This window comes from Stenotrophomonas sp. 22LJNL06-5-1 (assembly GCF_056861455.1).
Window position 1 is genome coordinate 218,801 of the sequence record NZ_JBSPUE010000005.1, and the last position, 20,763, is coordinate 239,563.

A 20,763-nucleotide genomic window follows, 5' to 3' on the forward strand; every position below is an offset into this window, starting at 1 on the left:
ACCAGTGTAAGGCAACACCTTACACATCGCAAATACGCCATGGGTTTTCGCGCCGCTTTTGCTGTCCATGCCTACTTCTGAGGGAGCCTCGGCAGCCCTCCTTTTCGCAGACATCGCAGGTCAGATGAAGAGGCCAACGCGACAGCCGCACCGCCGGGCGGAGCGTGCCGGACAAAGGAAAAAGGGGACGGAGGGGATTAGGTCGCATGTGCACAAACGACTTAATCCCCTCCGTCCCCTTTTTCCTGCGGCAAAGAAAAGGCCGGCGTGCGCCGGCCCTTCCTTCTTTACGTCGCGAAGCTGCTTACAGCGACTTGGCGGCTTCCACCACGTGGGCGGTGGTGATGCCGAAGTGCTTGTACAGCTGGTCGGCCGGGGCCGAGGCACCGAAGGTGTCGATACCGATCACCGCACCGTCCAGGCCGACGAACTGGCGCCAGAAACCGGTGACGCCGGCTTCCACGGCCACGCGCTTGCGCACGGCGTTCGGCAGCACCGATTCACGGTAGGCCGCATCCTGGCGCAGGAACACGTCGGTGGACGGCATCGAGACCACGCGGGTCTTGAGGCCGGCCGCGTCCAGCTGGGCCTTGGCTTCGGTGGCCAGCGAGACTTCCGAACCGGTGGCGATCAGGATCACGTCCGGGGTACCAGCCGCATCGGCCAGCACGTAACCACCCCGCTCGATCTGGCCGATCTGCTCGGCGTTGCGCGGCTGGTGCGGCAGGTTCTGGCGGCTGAACACCAGGCAGCTCGGACCATCCTGGCGGGTGATTGCAGCCTTCCAGCTCACCGCCGACTCGACCGCATCACACGGACGCCACACGTCGTTGTTCGGGATGTAGCGCAGCGAGGCCAGGTGCTCCACCGGCTGGTGGGTCGGGCCGTCTTCGCCCAGGCCGATCGAGTCGTGGGTGTAGACGTGGATGGCGTGGGCCGGGATCAGCGCGCTCATGCGCACGCCGTTGCGGGCGTAGTCGCTGAACACCAGGAAGGTGGCGTCGAACGGAATGAAGCCACCGTGCAGAGCCAGGCCGTTGGCGATGGCGGTCATGCCGAACTCGCGCACGCCGTAGTACACGTAGTTGGCGTTGGCGTCGTCGCTGGCGACCGACTTGCTGCCCTTCCACAGGGTCAGGTTGGAGTGCGCCAGGTCGGCCGAGCCGCCGACGATTTCCGGCAGCAGCGGGGCATAGGCTTCGATGGCCAGCTGCGAGGCCTTGCGCGAGGCAATCGTCGGGCCTTCAGCGGTCACCTGGGCGATGTAGGCATCGGCCTTGGCAACGAAGTCGGCCGGCAGTTCGCCGTGCGAGCGGCGGGTCAGTTCGGCGGCTTCGCCCGGGTACTGGCTGGCGTACTTGTCGAACAGCTGTTCCCACTCGGCCTGGCGCAGCGTGCCGGCGCCATTGGCGCGCCAGCCGTCGTAGATCGCCTGCGGGATCTCGAACGGACCGTATTCCCAGCCCAGCTGCTTGCGGGTGGCTTCCAGCTCGTCCTTGCCCAGCGGTGCGCCGTGGCTGGATTCCTTGCCCGCCTTGTTCGGCGAACCAAAACCAATGGTGGTGCGGCAGCAGATCAGGGTCGGCTTGTCGCTCTGCGACAGCGCGGCTTCGATGCCGGCCTTGATGCTTTCCGGGTCGTGGCCATCGACGTCGCGGACCACGTTCCAGCCATAGGCCTCGAAACGCTCCGGGGTGTTGTCGGTGAACCAGCCTTCGACGTTGCCGTCGATGGAGATGTGGTTGTTGTCCCAGAAGCAGACCAGCTTGTGCAGGCCCCAGGTACCGGCCAGCGACGCCGCTTCATGCGACACACCTTCCATCAGGCAGCCATCGCCCATGAACACCCAGGTGCGGTGGTCGACCACTTCCAGCTCCGGGCGGTTGAAGCGCTGTGCCAGCAGCTTCTCGGCCAGGGCGAAGCCCACGGCATTGGCGAAACCCTGGCCCAGCGGGCCGGTGGTGGTTTCCACGCCCGGGGTCTCGTGGCGTTCCGGGTGACCGGCGGTGTGGCTGCCCAGCTGGCGGAACAGCTTGAGCTGCTCGATCGGCAGGTCGTAACCGCTCAGGTGCAGCAGCGCGTACTGCAGCATCGAACCGTGGCCGTTGGACAGCACGAAACGGTCGCGGTTGAACCAGTGCGGATTGCTCGGGTTATGGCGGAGGTAGTCGTTCCAGAGGACTTCGGCGATGTCGGCCATGCCCATGGGCATGCCGGGGTGGCCGGACTTTGCGGTTTCAACCGCATCGGCGGCAAGGAAGCGGATGGCGTTGGCCAACTGGCGACGGGTAGGCTGCGTCATGGTTCTGTCGGAATCGGGAGGCGGCCGCGGACGTGCGGGCGGCCTATTGTCCCATAGTCGCCGGGCGGGGGGTCAGTTCACCTTGCCCGGTAATGCCGGCCGCTGGCCGGCAGTTGCGCAGAATTCAATGAAGATCATGAAGTTGCCGGCCAGCGGCCGGCACTACCCGTCCCTGGGACTCCAGGGGCTGCGCCGAAGGCGCGGGGGAGAGTACCCGGCCAGCGGCCGGCACTACCGCCCCCGGAGTCCGGGGGCGGGAATCCGGACTCAGTCCTGCTGCGGGCCCAGCGCCGGGCCATCGTGCGACTCACCCTTGGCCACCAGCGTGGTCAGGGCCAGGTCGCCGGTCACGTTCAGGGCGGTACGGCACATGTCCAGGAAGTGGTTCACGCCCAGGATCAGGCCGATGCCCAGCGGGTTCACGCCCACCATCGCGCAGATCATCGCCACCACCGGCAGCGAGCCCGACGGCACACCTGCGGTGCCGATGCCGCCGAGGATGCAGACCGCCATCACCATGATCTGCTGGCCGATGCTCAGGTCCACGCCAAAGAACTGGGCCAGGAAGATCACCGTCACGCCTTCGAACAGCGCGGTGCCGTTCTGGTTGGCGGTGGCGCCCACGGTCAGCACGAAGCGCGACACGCGCTGCGGCAGGCCCATCTGGTCAGCCACGCGCAGCGCGGTCGGCAGGGTGGCGTTGCTGGAGGCGGTGGAGAACGCCATCACCGTCGCTTCCTGGGTATCGCGGAAGAACGACAGCGGCGAGCGACCGGACAGCCACACGGCCGTACCGTAGGTCACCACCATGTGCAGGCCGAGCGCCAGCACCACCACGCCCACGTAGGCACCGAGGCGGATGATCAGCTCGAAGCCGAACAGCGCGGCCAGGTTGAACATGAAGCAGGCCACCGCATATGGGGCCAGGCGGATGACCAGGTTGATCAGGGTCATCGAGATTTCGAACACGCCTTCGATGGCACGGCGCAGCGGGGCCACCTTCTCGTTGTCGGTCAGCACCATGCCGATGCCGAACATCAGCGCGAAGAACATCAGCGACAGGATCGCGCCGTTGTCAGACGCAGCCTGCAGCACGTTGCTCGGCACGATCGACAGCAGCATGTCCATGCCCTTCGGCGTGCCATGGATGCCCGCGACAATCTCCTTGCTGCGCTCGGCGTTCTCCGACAGCATCATCGCGGCGACCTGCGGATCCACGCCGGCGCCCGGCTTGAGCAGGTTGACCAGCACCAGGCCGATGCCCACGGCAATGCCGGACAGCAGCACGGTATACGCCAGGGTCTTCCAGCCGATGCGGCCGAGGGCGCGGATGTCGCCCATCTCCGACACGCCCATGATCAGCGCCGAGAAGATCAGCGGCACGATCAGCATGAAGATCAGGTTGAGGAACAGGCCCGACGCCGGGGTGGTGATGTAGTCCATTACCCACTTGGCACCGGCCTGCAGACCATCGACGCTGCCGCCCAGGGCGTGCACGATCAGTCCCAGGATCAGGCCGATCGCAAAGCCGATGCCCATCTTCCAATGCAGGGGCAACTTCTTCTTGTCGGCAGCAGCTGCTGTCATGCGCGGGTTTCCTCGAAAAATGAATGCACTCTAACAAAGCGCGCAAGCGGCGCCGGTTCAGGTTCGCCGCGGCGGATACAGCGGCGCCAGACCAGTGTCAGCGGTCATCGCTGCCGCCGACCAGTGCGGTCCGTCACGGAAGACCTCGCGCAGGCGCGTGCGCAGCGGCGCCAGATCACCCTGCCCGCCCCATCGGGCCTGCTGCAGATCCTGCAGCACCTGGCGCTGGGCCGGGTCATCGAGCCGCGTGATGACCTGCTCGATGCGTTCAACACCGGCCATCGCACACAGTTGTGCTTCCACCTGGTCGAATCCCTCGCCATCCAGCGCACGGCGCAGTTCGGCCACGCCTGCACGTCCGCTCGCCACAGTCGGCACAGAGGGCTTGCCAGCCACAGGCGCCACTGCACGCGGGCGACGGCCACGCTGCCAGCCCCACAACAGGGTCAACAGCCACAGCAGTGCCAGGCCGATGGCCGCCGCCATCCATGGCCACGGACGCTCGGCCAGGCCGCTGGCGCGCGGATCGGTGGCCGCGATACGGCTGTCCTGGCCGTCGGTGCCAGGCAGCGCGGCATCGGTGTCGATCGGCGGCAGCGGTGCCGGCGAAGCAGTACCCGCGCCGGCGCCAGCCGCAACGGCCAGCGTCAGGTCCGGCAACTTCGCTTCCTGCGCCTTGCCATTGCGTACGTCCCACCACGGCAGGCGCGGCCCTGGCACCACCAGCGCGCCCGGCTGGCGCGGCACGATCGAATAGCGCCGGGTGATCTTCAGCCGCGGTGTACTGCCGTTGAAGGTTTCTTCGTACTGCGCGGGTTCGGCGAACACCTGCGCAGCGCTGCCGACATCCGGCACCGGCAGGTCGGTGAACTGCGCGCGGGTCGCCCCTTCAGCAATCGCCTCGACCACCACGTTGGCCGCTTCGCCGGTACGGGCACTGGTCGGCGCACTGGTATAGCGCAGCTGCAGGCCCTGCAGCGGCAGCCATGGCTGCGGCGCCTGTGCCGGCTGTGCCTGCACCTGCAACGTGCGGTCCGCGCCGGTGGCATTCATGCGGCCGTCGCCGCCACCAAAGAAGTCATCGAAGAAGCCGCCCGCACTGCGCCCGTTGAAGCGCGCACCGGCGAGTCGCAACGCGCCGCTGCGCTCCGGAATCAGCAGGAAGCGCCGCTCGACCACGTTGTAGCGGCGGCCATTGACCTGTCGCACATCGGTGCGATCGTCGCCCACGCGCTGCAGCGACGCCCCGGCCGGGGTATCCAGCACCAGTTCGCCGGAGGCCAGCTGCGAAGCGAAATACAAGCGCACCACCACGCCTACGCTCTGCTGCACGTACGGCGTTTCGTCATCGACAACGGTCTCGATGAATGCCACCGCATTGCTGTCGGGGCCGGCCACGGCAGCGGCATCCACCTGCAGGGTCAGCGGCGCGGTACGGACGCTGCCCACCTCCAGGCTCGGCACCACCAGTGCACCGCTACGCCGTGGCGTGAGTGCCACGCCATACAGATTGCGCTGCTGCATGCTGCCGTTGCTCCACTCCACCTGACGGCTGCTGGTCTGCCCGCTGAGATCGAAGTCGGTACGCAACGGCGTGAAGTCTGGCGCGCCCTGATCGCTCTCGACATTGAGGGTGACCGTGTCGCCCATCGCAATGCGGTCGCGGTCCAACCACGCGCGCGGCTGCGCCCAGGCCAGCAGCGGCAGCCACAGCAGCAGTGCCGCCAGTACCTGCAGTGGCCAGCGCCCGTGCATGTTGATCGCCCGCGTCATCGCCCTTCCCTCTTCCTGCGTTCGTTTTCCAGCTGGAACTTGGCCCGCAGCAGTGCCCCCGGATCATCCGGTACACGCCGCATCCAGGCCTCCACCGCTTGTTGCTCCTCGCGCTGGCGCGGCGTGGTGCCGTCGCTGCCTGTCACGGGTTTGCCATCCTGTTCGCCCTTGCCCTCACGTGCCTGCTGCATGGCCTGCTGCATGCGCTGGCGCTGCTGCTCATCAGCCTGGGCCTGCGCCTTGGCATCCTCCACCTGTGGTGGCGCCTGCTGTCCATCGCGCCCGCGCTCGCCGGGCTGAGGCGTCGACGGCGCGTTGTCGTCACCCGCCTTGGGCTGCCCCTGCTGGCCCGGCTGCGGTTGGCCCTGCCCCGGATCCTTCTGGCCCTGCTGCGGTTGCTGGCCCTGCGGGTTCTGCTGGCCCTGTGAATTGTTCTGCTGCTTCTGCTGCCCGTTCTGCGGTGGCTTCTGCTGATCCTGGCCTTTGCCACCCGATTGCTTGCGCTTGCGCGCGGCATCGACCACGGCACGGTTGGCGACCGCATCGGCCATGCCGGGATGCAGCACCAACGCGCGGTCGTAGGCGGCAATGGCTTCGTCGTAGTTGCCCTGGCGTGCCAGTGCGTTGGCCAGGTTGTACCAGCCTGCATCACTGTCGATGCCTTCGAATTGCTTGCGTGCGTTGGCAAAGTCGCCGTTGCGGTAAGCCTGTACGCCTTCCGCCAAGCGCTGGTGCTGCAATTGATCAGCACGCTTCCACAGCGTGCCCTGCACGGGCTGCGAAGCGGGCGCTGGAGGTGCCTGTGCCTGCACATCCCCCATCCACGGCAGCAGGCCCACCGCCAGCACGGCGGCCAGTACAGCGCGGCGACGGAAGGCGAGCAGCGCCAGCAGCATCACCGGTGGCACCAGCCAGAACCCTTCATCACGCCATTGCTTGCCCTCGCCGGGCCGCTGCGCCGAAGTGCCTTCGCGTGCATCAAGTACACCCAGTGCGCGCAGGTCACTGTCATCGGCGGCGATGCGGGCATAGCGGCCACCGCCTGCGGTGGCCACCGCACGCAGGCTGCCTTCGTCCAACGCAGCCTGGCGGATCTGCCCACGGCCATCCCGGTACGCCGCACCAGTGGGCGTACCCAGGCCCAGTACCGACACCTGCAGGCCGAGGCTGCGCGCCTGCGCTGCGGCCAGTGCCGCTTCACCATCGGCCTGATCGCTGACCAGCAGGATCTGCCCCCGCAATGCCCCGATCTGGCGCATCAACCGCGTCGCCCAGTCGATACCGCGGTCGGCACGCTGGCCGTCACGTGGCATCACATCCGGTGACAGCGCGTCCAGATACAACGCGACATTGCTGCCGTCGTCGGTCAGCGGCGCCACCGTGTAGGCATCCTCTGCGTAGACCACCAGGCCTACCTGGCCGCCCTGGCGGGCACGCAGCAGCTCGCCCACTTTCGCCCGTGCCTGCAGCAGGCGCGACGGCGGCAGGTCGGTGGCATTGATCCGGCTGGACAGATCCAGCACGACCAGCAGCGGTGCGCTGGCCTGGAACATCGGTTGTGCCTGCTGCCGCCAGCTCGGCCCGGCCATGGCCAGCGAAGCCAGCGTCCAGCCCAGCAGCACGGCCCAGGGCAGGCGTGCACGGCGGCGCTTGCCCGCAGCCAGCAGATGCGGCAACAGGTGGGCATCCACCGCTGTTCGCCACACATCGCTGCGGCGCTGCCGGTACAACGCCAGCGCGAGGATCAGCGGCAACGCCAGCAAGGCCCACAGCCATTCCGGGCGCAGGAAGTGCAGCGCATTCCAGTCGGGAAGATGGGAAGCCAACGCGATCATCGACGGCGCTCCGGCCACACCCATGCCAATGCCCCCAGCAACAACGCCAGGCCCAACGGCCACGCATAGCGCTCTTCGCGCGGGCGCAGGCTCGGCCCCTTCGCCGCGATCGGCTCCAGCCGATCCAGTTCGGCATAGATGCCGGCCAGCTGCGCGGTATCGCGGGCGCGGAAGAACTGGCCACCGGTCATGCTGGCAATCTTCTTCAAGGTGGCCTCATCGACCGGGTCCTGATCGGCGGAAATGGGAATGCCGAACAGGCGCATGCTGCCATCGCCACCAAATGCAACGGTATGGATGCGTACACCCTCGGCTCGGGCCACTTCCGCCGCACGCAGCGGTTCCAGCACGCCGGCATTGCTGACGCCGTCGGTCAGCAGAATCAGCACGCGCTGTCCCTCGGGTTGGCTGCGCAGGCGTTTCACTGCCAGGCCGATGGCATCACCGATGGCCGTCTCGCGCCCGGCCAGGCCGACCACGCTGTCGCGCAGCTGGTCGCGCACGCTGGCCAGATCAGCAGTAAGCGGCGTAAGCGTGTAGGCGCGGTCGCCGAAGATCAGCAGGCCGATGCGATCACCGGCGCGGCGGTCGAGGAAGTCGGCCAGCACCGCCTTCGCGGCAGTGAGGCGATCCACCGCCTGGCCGCCCAGCACCATGTCGCCCTCGCCCATGCTGCCGGACACGTCCATCGCCAGCATCATCTGCCGGCCCTGCTGAGGTGGGGTGATGGCCTCGCCCAACTGCTGCGGGCGCGTGAGTGCGACGCACAACGCGCACCAGCCCAGCCACAACAGCAGCGTGCGCAGCCACGACACATCAACGCGGCCGCCGCCGGCCAGCGCTTCCAGTTCCGTCGCCGCATAGGGCACGCGCAGCGCAGCGCCGGGATCGGCACGACGCTTCCACCAGCGCATCAGCAACGGCAACGGCAGCGCCAGCAGGGCCAGCGGCCAGGCCAGCTGCAGGTCCGGCCATGGCCAGTAACTTGCCAGCAGGTTCATCGGCGCCGCTCCAGCAGCATGGCCAGATAGCGCTCGCGCGCCCAGCTGCGCAGCGCCGCCACATCGTTGGCGTCCACCCGCGGGCGATAGGCACCTTCCGCCAGCAGACTGCGACGTGCCGCGGGCAACGTGCCTTTCGGATCCACGCGCTGCCACCAGGCGTCATCGCGCAGGGATTCACTGCCGGGCTGTGCCTGGCGTGCAGCGCGACGCAGCAGTCCTGCGATCGCCGCCAGTTCGGCAGCAGCATCGGCGGTGGTTGCCAGCTCCTGATCGAACAGCTGCAACCAGCGTTGGCGGCGTCGGCGGCGCTGCCACCACAGCAAGGCCATCGCCACCAGCAACAGCAGCACCACGCCGCCGATCATCAGATAGCCCGGCGCCGGTGGCCACCATGATGGCGCCGGCGGCAGCTGCACATCGCGCAGCGGCAGGTTGGCGCTCATGCCGGCACCTCGGTCGGGGATGGCGCCAGCCAGGCATCGCTGGGCGCATCGGTGGACAGCACCTGCACATCGACGCGGCGCGCTCCCAGCTGGCGTCGCAGTTCCTGCAACGGTTCAACGAAGTGGGCCTGCCAATGGGCCTGCACCTCGCTGCGGCGCAGGTCGAGGCCGATGCGCTGTTGCAGGGTCTGGAACTGCAGCGCGGCCGACGGAGGTTGCAGTTCCAATGGATCGACCAGCAGCACCAGGCTGAGGTCATGATGCTGGGCCAGCGCACTCCAGCGCGCAGGCGGAATACGGATGGCCTGCTGCGGATCGGCCAGCACCAGCACACGTGCACCCGGGCGCAGGACGCGACCGGCATGGTCCAGCGCGCGCTCCAGGCCAAGGTCATCGGCCGGGGGCTGCGCATACCAGCGGGTGAGCGCATCCAGTACGCGCAGCACGCCGCGCGGGCCTCCTGCCGGTGCGATCGGTGGTTCACGGTCGCTGCCCCGCAGGGCGCCGATGCGATCGCCACGACGCTGCGCCGACCACGCGGCGACGGCGCCCGCACGTGCGGCCTGCACCGATTTGAAGCGCACGCGGGTGCCGAAGTACAGCGACGGCGAGGTATCGGCCACGATCAGGCTGACCCGCTCGCGCTCGGCCTGGAACAGTTTGGTGTGGGCACGACCGGTCCGCGCGGTCACCCGCCAGTCGATATGGCGTGCATCGTCCCCGGCCACGTACTCGCGTGATTCGGCATATTCCATGCCACGCCCACGCAGCGGCGACGGCGCCTGCCCGGCGTTGCCGGCACGGCCACGGCGTGGCGGCGGCGGTCGCTGTGCAAGACGGCGCAGCGCCACCAGCTCGGACAGTTGCGGGCGCAGGCCATCGCCATCACTGACGTTGGAGACGGGTTCCTGGGATGGGTCGGTCATGCGCAGGCTCAGGGTGCCGGCACCCGGGCCAGCAGCTCCTGCACCAGGCGTTCGCCATCCCAGCCTTCGGCAGTAGCTTCGTAGCTGGGCAGCACGCGATGGCGCAGTACATCGGCGGCAACCGCTCGCACGTCATCGGGGGTGACGAAATCTCGGCCGGTCAACCAGGCGCGCGCACGCGCGCAGCGTTCCAGCGCGATGGAACCGCGCGGGCTTGCCCCCCAGGCAATGCGGCGGCCAAGACCAGCGTCATAGCGCGACGGATCGCGCGAAGCCAGCACCAGTTCGATCAGGTAGCGTTCCAGCGCCGGCGCCATGTGCAGGCCCAGCACTTCGCGGCGGGCATCGAACACATCCTGCATCGGCAGCTTCTCCGGTGCCGGCGCGGCTTCGCCCAACGCGCCACGGGCGCGCTCGCGGGCCAGGCGCAGGATCTCCGATTCGGCGGCCTGATCGGGGTAACTGATGCGCACATGCATCAGGAAGCGGTCCAGCTGCGCTTCGGGCAGCGGGAAGGTGCCTTCCTGCTCGATCGGGTTCTGCGTGGCCATCACCAGGAACAGCGGCGGCAGCGCGTAGGTGTGGCGACCAACGGTGACCTGGCGCTCGCCCATTGCTTCCAGCAGCGCCGACTGCACCTTGGCCGGTGCGCGGTTGATTTCGTCGGCCAGCAGGATCGGGTGGAAGATCGGGCCAGGTACGAATTCGAAGCGACCTTCCTGCGGGCGCCAGATCTCGGTGCCGGTCAGGTCGGCCGGCAGCAGGTCCGGGGTGAACTGCACGCGGGCGAAGTCAGCCTCCAGGCGCGAGGCCAGCGCACGGATCGCCGTGGTCTTGGCCAGGCCCGGAGCGCCTTCCACCAGCAGGTGGCCATCGGCCAGCAGCGCGATCAGCAGGCGTTCGACCAGTGCCGCCTGGCCGACGATCTCGGCCGACAGGGCATCGCGCAGCTGGGTGAAGGCGCCATGCAGGCGGGAGGCGGCCGGCGCGGGCGGCGGCGTGGCGGATTCGGGCATCGGCGGTGGCAGGTTCATGGGGGCCTTTGACCGGCGCGGGACGGCACGGGTTCCCGACATCATCGCAGGGTGCTCTGCGATTGGCATCAAGAACGGCTGAACGGCCCATCCACGCATGGCGTGGATCTACTGGGCTATCCACGCATGGCGTGGATCTACTGGGCTATCCACGCATGGCGTGGATCTACTGGCGGAAACGCAGAAGGGCCGCGCATGGCGGCCCTTCTGCGTTTCGCGGGTGGCGCGGGCTCAGTTCTGCTTGGCCACGCGCAGCACCTTCGGGGTGACGAACACCAGCAGCTCGGCCTTGTCCTTGTTGCGGCCACGCTTCTTGAACAGGTTGCCCAGGAACGGCACGTCACCCAGGAACGGCACCTTGCTGATGCTGCTGCGGTCGGTGAACTCGTACACACCACCGATGACCACGGTCTGCCCATCCTCGACCAGCACCGCGGTGTTGACCTCGCGGCGGTTGATCGACGGCACCGTGCCGTAGCCCTGCAGTTCGATCAGGCGGTCGACTTCGTCCTTCTTCACCTGCATGTTGAGGAACACGCGGTTGTCGTTGGTGATGGTCGGGGTCACCCGCAGTTCCAGCACCACTTCCTTGAACTGCACGTTCGGGGTGGAACCGGCGCCACCGGCAGCACCGGTGCCGCTGATGGTGACGTAGCCGATTTCCTTGCCCTGCTTGATCATCGCCTCGCGCTGGTTGGTGGTGACCACGCGCGGGTTGGAGATCACCTCACCTCGCGACTCTTCCTGCATGGCCGACAGCTCCACGTCCAGCAGGTAGCCTGCGTTGAGGATCGACAGCGCCAATGAGCCCGGATTGCTGGCCGTAGCCACCGGCAGGTTCCAGTTCAGGCCGCGTTTGATGGTCGGGCCACTGGGAATCGGCGCCGGGCCGACACTGCCACCGGCCTGCCACTCACGGACCGCCTTGGCGTTGGCCAGTGCAGTATCGACCTGCGACTTGCGGGTTTCCTCGTTGGCAGCGAGGCTGCCGCTGAAGTACACATTGTCGCGGCTGCCGCTGATGCCGAACTTCGCACCCAGCTCGCGGGCGAAGGTGTCGGTCGCGATGACGATGCGGCTTTCGATCAGCACCTGGTCGACCGGGCGGTCGATCACACCGATCAGCTCACGCATGCGCGCGATCTTCTTCGGGATGTCGCTGATCATCAGCGTATTGGTGCGCTCGTCGGCCACGATACGGCCACGCGAGGACAGGAAACCACTGTCTTCCTGCGACGAGCCGCCACCACCGCCATTGCCGCCACCGCTGCCGCCACCGATGCCCTTGGCCTCGGTCAGCGCTTTGAAGATCTGCGTGGCGCTGTGGTAGTTGATCTGGACGTAATCGGTGACCAGGTCTTCGCGGTTCTCGATGGCGATGCGCGCGTCTTCCTTCTCCTGCTCGAACTTGGCCAGCTCAGCCTGCGGAGCAACCCAGATCACGCTGCCATCGCGACGCTTGTCCAGGCCCTTGGCGCGCAGCACGATGTCCAGCGCCTGGTCCCACGGCACGTTGACCAGGCGCAGAGTCACATTGCCCTGTACCGAATCGGAGGCGACCACGTTGAGGTTGGACTCCTCGGCGATCAACTGCAGCACGGTGCGCACCGGCACGTCCTGGAAGTTGAAGGTCACCGGCTTGCCGGTGAAACCGCGCTGGCCGACAGCCTTGGCCGCCTGGGTGACGCTGCCGGCAGTGACGGCACCGACCGCGGCCGGAGCCTGCCGCGGGCTGATCTCCACCACGTACTCGTTGCCGCTCTGGTAAGCCAGCGACTCCACCGCGCCACCGGTGCTGAGCACCAGCTGGGTACCGGCACCGGACGGCTTGGCGTCGATGCGCTGCACCGGCGTGGCGAAGTCGGTGACGTTCATCGGCTTCTGCAGGTTGGCCGGCAGTCGGGCATTGCCGACATCGACCACCACGCTGTTGCCCTGCGTACGCAGGTCCGGGACCGCGCCCTGGCCGTCGAACTGGACGATCAAGCGCCCGGCGCCATCATCGCCGCGCTTGAAATCGATCTTGGCCACCGACAGGCCCGCCGGCGCTGCCGCCGATGCCACAGTGGCGCCCACCGGCTTTTCCGCCGGTGCGGCGGCCAGCGCCGGAGCGCAGGCCAGCATCAGCGCGACTCCCAACGCGCTGACACGGTTCAAGGTAGAGCGCCGGATGGGACGCAGCCCCTTGGCTTGGTGAAAGGTCATCGTGCTATCCCCAGTAAACGATCATTGATCTTCAAGCGAGAGCGTTGCCGGCCGTTCCAGCCAGCCACCCGCGCCATCCGGCACCAGTTCGATCAGCTCCACGTGGTCCTCGAAGACCGCCGTGACCCGCCCGTCGCTCTGCCCAAGGTACCCACCCGGGCGTACCCGGTAGGTCACCTTGTCCGGCCCCATCACCAGCGCCACGGTGGCGGCTCCGGTGCCGATGGTGCCGACCATGTCCAGTGCGTCCAGCGGGAAGCCTTCCAGCGGCTCCTTGCGCCGGTTCGGATCCGGACGCAATCCGCCATTCCCCTGCTGCGGATTGGTCCAGGCATCGGTGAACGGGTCGCGCAGACCCTGTGCGGAGTACTCGAAGGTTTCGAACTGCTGCATCACCGGCAGCGGCTCCAGCGGCTGCGCCGGTCGCGCACGCTCGCCTTCCACCCACTTTTCAAGATTCGGCGCATCACCCGGCGTGCTGGTCACATCGCGGCCGCACGCGGCCAGCATCAGCACGACGGCAGCCATCCCACAACGCGCAAAGAGGGAACGGATCACTTCTTGTCCTCCTTGCCGGCGTCAGCCGCCTGCTGTGCCTGTACCTCGGTCTCGTCCAGGTAGCGATAGGTCTTGACCGTGCCGGACAGCTCCAGCGCACCGCTGCGGACGTTGCCGCTGGTCTTGTCCTTGGGCTTGAGGTTGATGTCGTGCATGGTCAGGATGACCACCCGCGGCAGCGACGCCACGCCACTGACGAAGGCACCGAACTGGTGGTAACTGCCCACCATGCGCAGCTTGATCGGCTTTTCGGCGTAGAACTCCTTGACCTGCTCCTGCTCCGGCTCGAACAGCTCGTTGGTCAGGCCGCTGGACAACGCAGTCTGCGAGATGTCGATGATCAGGTCAGGCATTTCGGTCTTGCTGGGCAGCTGCCGCAGCATCTGCTGCAGTACCTGTTCCATCTGCGCCAGCTGCTGCTTCAGCGGCGCCAGGTTCACCGCGCGCTCCTGCTGCTTGGTGAACTCGGCACGCAGCTCGACTTCCTTCGATTCCAGGCCGGCCAGTTCCTCGCGCTTGCCACTGATCAGCAGCATCCACGCCACGAACATGATCACCAACGCCAACAGCGAGCAGAAGACGATCTTGGCCTTCTGCGGCCAGTTGCCGATGTCGTTGAAATCCAGGTTCTTCAGATCGATTTTCTGGCTCATGCGCGATCCCCCTGCAGCGGGGCGTTGAAGGCCTGCGGCGGCTGCGCCAGGCGGCTGCCCTCGGGCTTCGGCGCAGGCTTGGCAGCCGGAGCTGCCGGCTGGTTCGGCGTGGCCGGGGTGGCCGCAGGTGCGTTGACCGGAGCGGCGGCGGGTGCAGGTGCGGGTGCAGCCGGTGCAGCAGCGGGCTGGCCTGCGGCCGGTGCAGCGGGTGCCGCTGCGTCTGGACCAGCTGCAAGCGGTGCCACTGCGGGCGCGGCCGGCATTGCCACCGAACCATCCGCGTTGAGGCCTGGCGTACCGGCCACTTCCTCACTCTGTGCCGGCAGCTTCACCTTGACCACGAACACGTAGGGCAGCGCCTTGATGTCCGCAACCGGGCCGGTCTTGCCGTCCTTGTCCTTCTCGGGATCACGCGCTTCGATGATCGACAGTTCCGGGTTGGTCATCCAACCGGAGGTCTCCAGGTTGCGCATGTACGCCGAAACACGGGCGTTGGACTGGGTGCGGCCTTCCAGGGTCAGCACGTCGCCTTCCTGCTTCAGCGCGGTCAGCACCAGGCCATCAGGAATCGTGCGCACCAACGCATCGAACAGGTGCACCATCTGCGAGCGCTTGGCCTGCAGCTCCTCGATCACCTTCTTGCGGGCCAGCAGGCGTTCCTTCTGCGCGTCGAGGCGGTCGATCTCCTTGTTCTGTTCCTTGACCTTCTCGATCTCGGCTTCCAGATAGGCATTGCGGTCCATCTGGCCGCTCACCTGGCGGTCGTAGTAGAACCAGATCACCAGCGACAACAGCAGGCCACCGATCGCGGCCATGCCCAGCATTGCGTAGAACTCGCGCTGGCGTTGCTTGCGCCGCTCGGCGCGCCAGGGCAATAGATTGATGCGTGCCATCAGTCGAAGCTCCTCAGCGCCAGACCGGTGGCGATCATCAGCGCGGGGGCATCCTGGGCCAGCGCATGCGCGTTCACCTTCGGCCCCAGGGTCATCTGTGCCAGCGGGTTGGCGATCACGGTCGGCACGCCCAGCTGCTCCTCGACCATTTCCGGCAGCCCGCCCAGCACGGCGCAGCCGCCGGCCAGCACGATGTGATCAACGCGGTTGAACTCACTGCCTGCATAGAAGAACTGCAGCAGGCGGCTGATCTGCTGGACCGTGGCCTCCTTGAACGGCTCCAGCACTTCCATCTCGTAGCTTTCCGGCAGCCCGCCCTGGCGCTTGGCCAGGCCGGCCTCCTCGTAGCTCAGGCCGTAACGGCGCATGATCTCGTCGGTCAGCTGCTTGCCACCGAACACCTGTTCGCGGCTGTACAGGCTGCGGCCGCCGCGCAGGACGTTGAGGGTGGTCATGGTGGCGCCGATATCGACCAGCGCGACCACGCCCTCGATGGACACCGGCAGCTCGCTGGCGACCAGGGCATAGGCGTTCTCGACCGCGAAGGCCTCCACGTCCATCACCTTGGCCTGCAGGCCACCCAGTTCCAGGGCCGACTGGCGCAGTTCCACGTTTTCCGAACGCGACGCGGCCAGCAGCACCTGGACCATCTCCGGGTTGTTCGGGATCGCCCCGATCACCTCGAAGTCCAGGTTCACTTCCTCGATCGGGTACGGAATGTAGTTGACCGCTTCCAGCTCGATCTGGGCTTCCATGTCGTTTTCGTCGAGCTCGGCCGGCATCGGGATCACCTTGGTGATCACCGCCGAACCGGCGACGGCGGCAGCAGCCAGCTTGGCCTTGCTCCCCGAGCGGTTCATCGCACGGCGGATGGCCTCACCCACGGCCTCCACTTCCACGATGTTCTTCTCCACCACCGCATTCGGCGGAAGAGGTTCCACAGCGTAATGTTCCACACGAAAACGGTTGCCACTGCGGGACAGCTGCAAAAGCTTTACCGCAGTCGAACTGATGTCGACGCCTACAAGCGGCGACTGACTTTTTGGGATGAGCCCCACGGTTTCTCCCCTGCCGACGGGCACTTGGACGCAAGACCTGCGCCCGAGCATTAATAACGTATTCTTAGCAAATGGCAACGGCCCTGCTGTGAAGTCCCTCACGGATTCACCATGCAGCCCCTGACTGTTCCCCTTGCGCTCCCCGGCGACGACCCCAGCCGCCACCTTGCGTAATCTATACTCTGCGACCACGAAATTCGCAATCGGAATCTGAACCCGATGACTCGACTCCGCCGCTGGCTGCGCTGGATCTTCCTGATTGTCCTGGTCCTGGCGCTGATCGGCGCGGCCGCTGTGGGCGGTCTGTACTACGCCGTGTCCTCCAAGCTTCCCGACGTGCAGACCCTGCGCGACGTGGAAATGCAGGAGCCGATGTACGTCTACGCTGCCGACGGCAAGCTGATGGCCGTGTTCGGCGAGACCCGGCGTACCCCGATCACCATGAAGGACGTGCCCGAGCGCCTGAAGCAGGCGTTCCTGGCCACCGAGGATGCCCGCTTCTACGAGCATGGCGGCGTGGACTACATGGGCATCGGCCGTGCGGTGTGGCTGCTGGCCACCACCAACGACAAGCGCGTGCCGGGTGGCTCCACCATCACCCAGCAGGTGGCCCGCCAGTTCTTCCTCAGCTCCGAGTACAGCTATACCCGCAAGCTGGCCGAGATCCTGCTGGCGCGGAAGATCGAGTCCGAGCTGAGCAAGGACGAGATCTTCGAGCTGTACCTGAACAAGAGTTTCTTCGGCAACCGCGCCTACGGCGTGGCTGCTGCTGCCGAGTTCTACTACGGCAAGAAGCTGAACGAGCTGGACCTGGACGAGATGGCCTCGCTGGCCGGCATCCCCAAGTTCCCGTCCTCGGGCAACCCGATCTCCAACCCGGAACGTGCCCGCCAGCGCCGCGACAACTACGTGCTGCAGCGCATGGCCGACCTGAAGTTCGTCAGCCAGGCCGAGGCCGACGCGGCCAAGGCCGTGCCGATGCACGCCACCGCGCATGAGCCGCCGGTGCAGGTCGATGCCCCCTACGTGGCCGAGCTGGTGCGCCAGGAAATGATCGCCCGCTTCGGCGGCGATGTGGTCAACAAGGGTTACCACGTCACCACCACCATCGATGCCACCCTGCAGGCTGCGGCCAACCAGTCGGTGCGCGACGGCCTGCTGCTGTACGACCACCGCCACGGCTGGCACGGCGTGGAGAAGCAGGTGCAGGTGGGTGCCGGCGAAGACGCTGCCGCCCTGGCCGAGCACCTGCGTGGCATGTACGGCCAGGCCGGCCTGCTGCCGGCCATCGTCGCCAGCACCGGTGCCGATGGCAGCGCCACGGTGGTGCTGGCCAACCGCAGCGAGATCGTGCTGCCGGCCGGCGCTGCCAAGTGGACCAACAAGACCCCGGGCAAGCTGGTGCAGCGCGGCGACATCGTGCGCGTGCGTGCCGGTGCCAAGGAAGGTGAGTGGCTGCTGGACCAGATCCCGCGCGGCCAGTCCGCGCTGGTCTCGCTGGATGCCCACAACGGCGCACTGAAGGCGCTGGTCGGTGGCTTCAGCTTCTCCGGCAACAAGTTCAACCGCGCCACCCAGGCCCGTCGCCAGCCGGGTTCGAGCTTCAAGCCGTTCGTCTACGCGGCCGCCTTCGACAAGGGCTACAACCCGGCCTCGATCGTGCTCGACGCCCCGGTCGTGTTCCGCGACCGCCGCGGCAAGACCTGGGCCCCGCAGAACGACGGCGGCGGCTTCCGCGGCCCGATGCGTCTGCGTGAAGCACTGGTGCAGTCGCGCAACCTGGTCTCGGTGCGCCTGCTTGATGGCATGGGCGTGGACTATGCGCGCAAGTACATCAGCGAGTTTGGCTTCGCCGAATCGGAACTGCCGCCGAACCTGTCGATGTCGCTGGGTACCGCCTCGCTGACCCCGCTGTCGGTGGCCCGTGGCTACGCCGTGTTCGCCAATGGCGGCTCGCGCGTGGACACCTGGCTGATCGACCAGGTCAATGACCGCGACGGCAACCTGGTGTTCAAGGAAAACCCGGCACTGGCCTGCCGCGACTGCGCCGGCAGCAGCGACCAGCCGGTGAACCAGGTGGTGGACGGCTTCAACTTCGGCGCCCCGGCCCCGAAGGTGGACCCGGCCGCTGCGGCCAAGGCCGAAGCCAAGACCGAAACCCCGGCCGCGCCGGTCAACCCCGATGCCCGCACCGCCCCGCGCGCGATCGACGCCCGCACCGCCTACCAGCTGGTGTCGATGATGCGCGACGTGGTCCAGCGCGGTACCGGTGCCCAGGCCAAGGTGCTCGGCCGCGAGGACGTGGGCGGCAAGACCGGCTCCACCAACGACCACCGCGACGCCTGGTTCTCCGGCTTCGGCGGCCCGTACGTGACCACTGTGTGGGTGGGCCGCGACGATTTCCGCTCGCTGGGTTACCGCGAATACGGTGGCAAGGCCGCCCTGCCGATCTGGATCGACTACATGCGCACCGCGCTGAAGGACACCCCGATCGCGCAGAACGAACCGCCCAGCGGCATGGTCCAGGCCACCCTCAACGGCGCGACCGAGTGGGTAAAGGTGGAAGACATGGACCGCCTGACCGACTACGACCTGAACCTCAATACGCCGCAGGCCGACGCCGCCGCGTTCGATATCTTCTGAGGAAGGGTGCAGTGGGCGCCAACCTTGGTTGGCGTCCTGTGCCGACCAAGGTCGGCACCTACCAAAGCGTCGGTGGGTGCCAACCTTGGTTGGCACCGATGCATCCGCCGGGCACAGCCCCGCGCTGCTCCGGTAGATGCCAACCTTGGTTGGCACACCGATACAGCCCGGCACCTACCAAAGCGTTGGTGGGTGCCAACCATTGATTGGCATCTCCGCGCCATACCCACGCAGATGTCACATCCGTGCGCTAGTCTGTAGCCAGGTCGCAACAGGGAGTCATCGCATGCATCGCGCCCGTCAGCATGCTGCCAGCCAGACCCGCGAGCGGCGCCACCGCCTCGCCCACGAAGCCGCCCGCCTGATGGCCGAAGGCGGCATCCGCGACTACCACCAGGCCAAGTTGAAGGCCGCCAGCCGGCTCGGCATCCACGACGATGCCTCCCTGCCCCGCAACACCGAGATCGAAGACGCCCTGCGCGAGTACCAGCGGCTGTTCTCCGGGCCCCAACACGGCAACGAGCTGCAGCGCCGCCGAGAGGCCGCCATGCGTGCGCTGGAGTTCCTGCACGGCTTCGCCCCTCGCCTGGCTGGCCCAGTGCTGGATGGCACCGCCGACGCCAACAGCCCCGTGCAGCTGCATCTGCACAGCGACGACCCGGAAGCCGTGCACCGCTTCCTGGATGAGCACGGCATTCCCGCCGAATCGCGGACGCGTCGCCTGCGCATGGACCGCGAACGCTGCCTGGATGTACCGGTGTGGGTGTTCAGTGCCGAGGAGCTGACCTTCGACCTGGCCGTGCTGCCGTACGACGCCCTGCGCCAAGCCCCGCTGTCGCCGGTGGATGAAAAGCCGATGCGGCGCGCGTCTGTGGCGCAGTTGCGGCAGCTGCTGGCCGAAGCGGAGATCACCGCGTACATCGGCGGGTGACGGTAGCGCAGCGGTGCCTGCCTTGGGTAGGTGCGGACCCCGGAGAGCAGTCGAGCAAGCTCGACTCTACAAAAGCGGTGTTACCTGCTTTGCCAGATGATGCCCATCTTGCTCCCGCTACCAGACAAAACGAGTATCGCGCAGCGGGTCACTGAACAACCGCGGCAACCACGGGGCAGGAGCTCGCTGCGGATACTCCCGCATCATCTGTGCGTGCATGGCCTGCAGATCCCGCAGCAACCAGGACTGGTAATAGATGTCGTTGAACCCATCCGACCAACCACTCTTCACGCGCTCATGCTCGTCTGCCTCCAACGGCGGCATCTGATCCAGCGACACCTCCAGGATTGTCGACAGCGCCGCGTTGATCTGCGCATTCTCAGCACCCGCCTGGCGCACGTAGTCCAATCGATCGAGGACCCGACGGCAGTCATAAGGGAAGCACCCGCCCGTGGCGGTGATGTAGTCGGCGATGTCCGCCAGCATGTCGGCTTTCAGCCGCCACACCACTTCGCTGTCCATCACCTGGCGTACCCGCATCGTGCGCAGCGTGCTCGCCCGCACCTCCTCCGGCGTGGTAAACGGGGCACCCGGCGTGCTGCCAGCATGGCGTACCAGCACGATGCGATGAATCGCCTCGCTGGTGACGCCGTCGATGCGCAGCGCCGCTGCCTGCGGGTGCACGCGCGGCGGCGGCACACCCAGCATCTGCCACAGGTACCACAGCGCCAGCAGCAGACCGGCGATGCACAGCCCGCTCATCAGCGTCCACATATCCAGGTTCCGTGTGTAGTAGCGATAGCGCGCCCGCCAGATATAGAACGTGCGATAGCTGACGATTCCACTTACCCATCTGTACATTGCCTTCTCCTCGGCAAGGACCCCGGCGCGGCGGGGTTCATTACGCGCACTACGCCG

General features: G+C 67.0%; 16 protein-coding genes. 2 read left to right on the forward strand and 14 right to left on the reverse strand.

Annotated features, from left to right (window positions below; translation table 11 throughout):
- Positions 1-304: 304 nt before the first annotated feature.
- The 13 genes from tkt to AC13GF_RS12930 all read right to left on the reverse strand — a co-directional run bounded on the left by tkt (position 305) and on the right by AC13GF_RS12930 (position 16,271).
- A complete protein-coding gene (gene tkt / locus AC13GF_RS12870; RefSeq protein ID WP_483004854.1) occupies positions 305-2,302 on the reverse strand; it encodes a transketolase in 1,998 nt (665 codons plus the stop codon).
- Positions 2,303-2,569: 267 nt separating this feature from the next.
- The gene (locus AC13GF_RS12875) at positions 2,570-3,889 is read right to left on the reverse strand and encodes a dicarboxylate/amino acid:cation symporter (protein ID WP_349744311.1); all 1,320 of its coding nucleotides are present in this window, start codon (positions 3,887-3,889) and stop codon (positions 2,570-2,572) included.
- A gap of 57 nt (positions 3,890-3,946) precedes the next feature.
- On the reverse strand, positions 3,947-5,662 hold the full coding sequence (locus AC13GF_RS12880) for a BatD family protein (protein WP_483004855.1): 1,716 nt from the start codon (positions 5,660-5,662) through the stop codon (positions 3,947-3,949).
- Positions 5,659-7,497 carry a tetratricopeptide repeat protein gene (locus AC13GF_RS12885; protein WP_483004856.1) on the reverse strand — a complete coding sequence of 613 codons (1,839 nt, stop codon included), beginning with the start codon at positions 7,495-7,497 and terminating at the stop codon, positions 5,659-5,661. The genes AC13GF_RS12880 and AC13GF_RS12885 overlap by 4 nt, the downstream gene beginning before the upstream one ends.
- Complete coding sequence (locus AC13GF_RS12890) at positions 7,494-8,498, reverse strand: vWA domain-containing protein (protein WP_483004857.1); 1,005 nt, start codon at positions 8,496-8,498, stop codon at positions 7,494-7,496. Before AC13GF_RS12890 ends, AC13GF_RS12885 begins: the two co-directional genes overlap by 4 nt.
- The gene (locus tag AC13GF_RS12895; protein ID WP_483004858.1) at positions 8,495-8,944 is read right to left on the reverse strand and encodes a DUF4381 family protein; all 450 of its coding nucleotides are present in this window, start codon (positions 8,942-8,944) and stop codon (positions 8,495-8,497) included. Before AC13GF_RS12895 ends, AC13GF_RS12890 begins: the two co-directional genes overlap by 4 nt.
- Complete coding sequence (locus tag AC13GF_RS12900) at positions 8,941-9,870, reverse strand: DUF58 domain-containing protein (RefSeq protein ID WP_483004859.1); 930 nt, start codon at positions 9,868-9,870, stop codon at positions 8,941-8,943. The genes AC13GF_RS12895 and AC13GF_RS12900 overlap by 4 nt, the downstream gene beginning before the upstream one ends.
- A gap of 8 nt (positions 9,871-9,878) precedes the next feature.
- A complete protein-coding gene (locus AC13GF_RS12905) occupies positions 9,879-10,904 on the reverse strand; it encodes an AAA family ATPase (RefSeq protein WP_483004860.1) in 1,026 nt (341 codons plus the stop codon).
- 231 nt (positions 10,905-11,135) lie between these two features.
- Positions 11,136-13,109, reverse strand: a complete 1,974-nt coding sequence (locus AC13GF_RS12910) for a type IV pilus secretin PilQ (RefSeq protein ID WP_483004861.1) — start codon at positions 13,107-13,109, stop codon at positions 11,136-11,138.
- 21 nt (positions 13,110-13,130) lie between these two features.
- The gene (locus tag AC13GF_RS12915; protein WP_010484064.1) at positions 13,131-13,637 is read right to left on the reverse strand and encodes a pilus assembly protein PilP; all 507 of its coding nucleotides are present in this window, start codon (positions 13,635-13,637) and stop codon (positions 13,131-13,133) included.
- 26 nt (positions 13,638-13,663) lie between these two features.
- Positions 13,664-14,320: a type IV pilus inner membrane component PilO gene (locus AC13GF_RS12920; RefSeq protein WP_483004862.1), complete on the reverse strand. Its 657-nt coding sequence runs from the start codon at positions 14,318-14,320 to the stop codon at positions 13,664-13,666.
- Complete coding sequence (locus tag AC13GF_RS12925) at positions 14,317-15,213, reverse strand: PilN domain-containing protein (RefSeq protein WP_483004863.1); 897 nt, start codon at positions 15,211-15,213, stop codon at positions 14,317-14,319. The genes AC13GF_RS12920 and AC13GF_RS12925 overlap by 4 nt, the downstream gene beginning before the upstream one ends.
- Positions 15,213-16,271, reverse strand: a complete 1,059-nt coding sequence (locus AC13GF_RS12930; RefSeq protein WP_006388916.1) for a pilus assembly protein PilM — start codon at positions 16,269-16,271, stop codon at positions 15,213-15,215. The genes AC13GF_RS12925 and AC13GF_RS12930 overlap by 1 nt, the downstream gene beginning before the upstream one ends.
- 219 nt (positions 16,272-16,490) lie before the next feature.
- On the opposite strand from AC13GF_RS12930, the gene AC13GF_RS12935 reads away from it, so the two are divergent.
- Positions 16,491-18,914 carry a penicillin-binding protein 1A gene (locus AC13GF_RS12935; protein WP_483004864.1) on the forward strand — a complete coding sequence of 808 codons (2,424 nt, stop codon included), beginning with the start codon at positions 16,491-16,493 and terminating at the stop codon, positions 18,912-18,914.
- A gap of 286 nt (positions 18,915-19,200) precedes the next feature.
- A complete protein-coding gene (locus tag AC13GF_RS12940) occupies positions 19,201-19,845 on the forward strand; it encodes a hypothetical protein (protein ID WP_483004865.1) in 645 nt (214 codons plus the stop codon).
- 117 nt (positions 19,846-19,962) lie between these two features.
- On the opposite strand, the gene AC13GF_RS12945 is transcribed toward AC13GF_RS12940, so the two are convergent.
- On the reverse strand, positions 19,963-20,706 hold the full coding sequence (locus AC13GF_RS12945; RefSeq protein WP_483004866.1) for a hypothetical protein: 744 nt from the start codon (positions 20,704-20,706) through the stop codon (positions 19,963-19,965).
- Positions 20,707-20,763 lie beyond the last annotated feature (57 nt).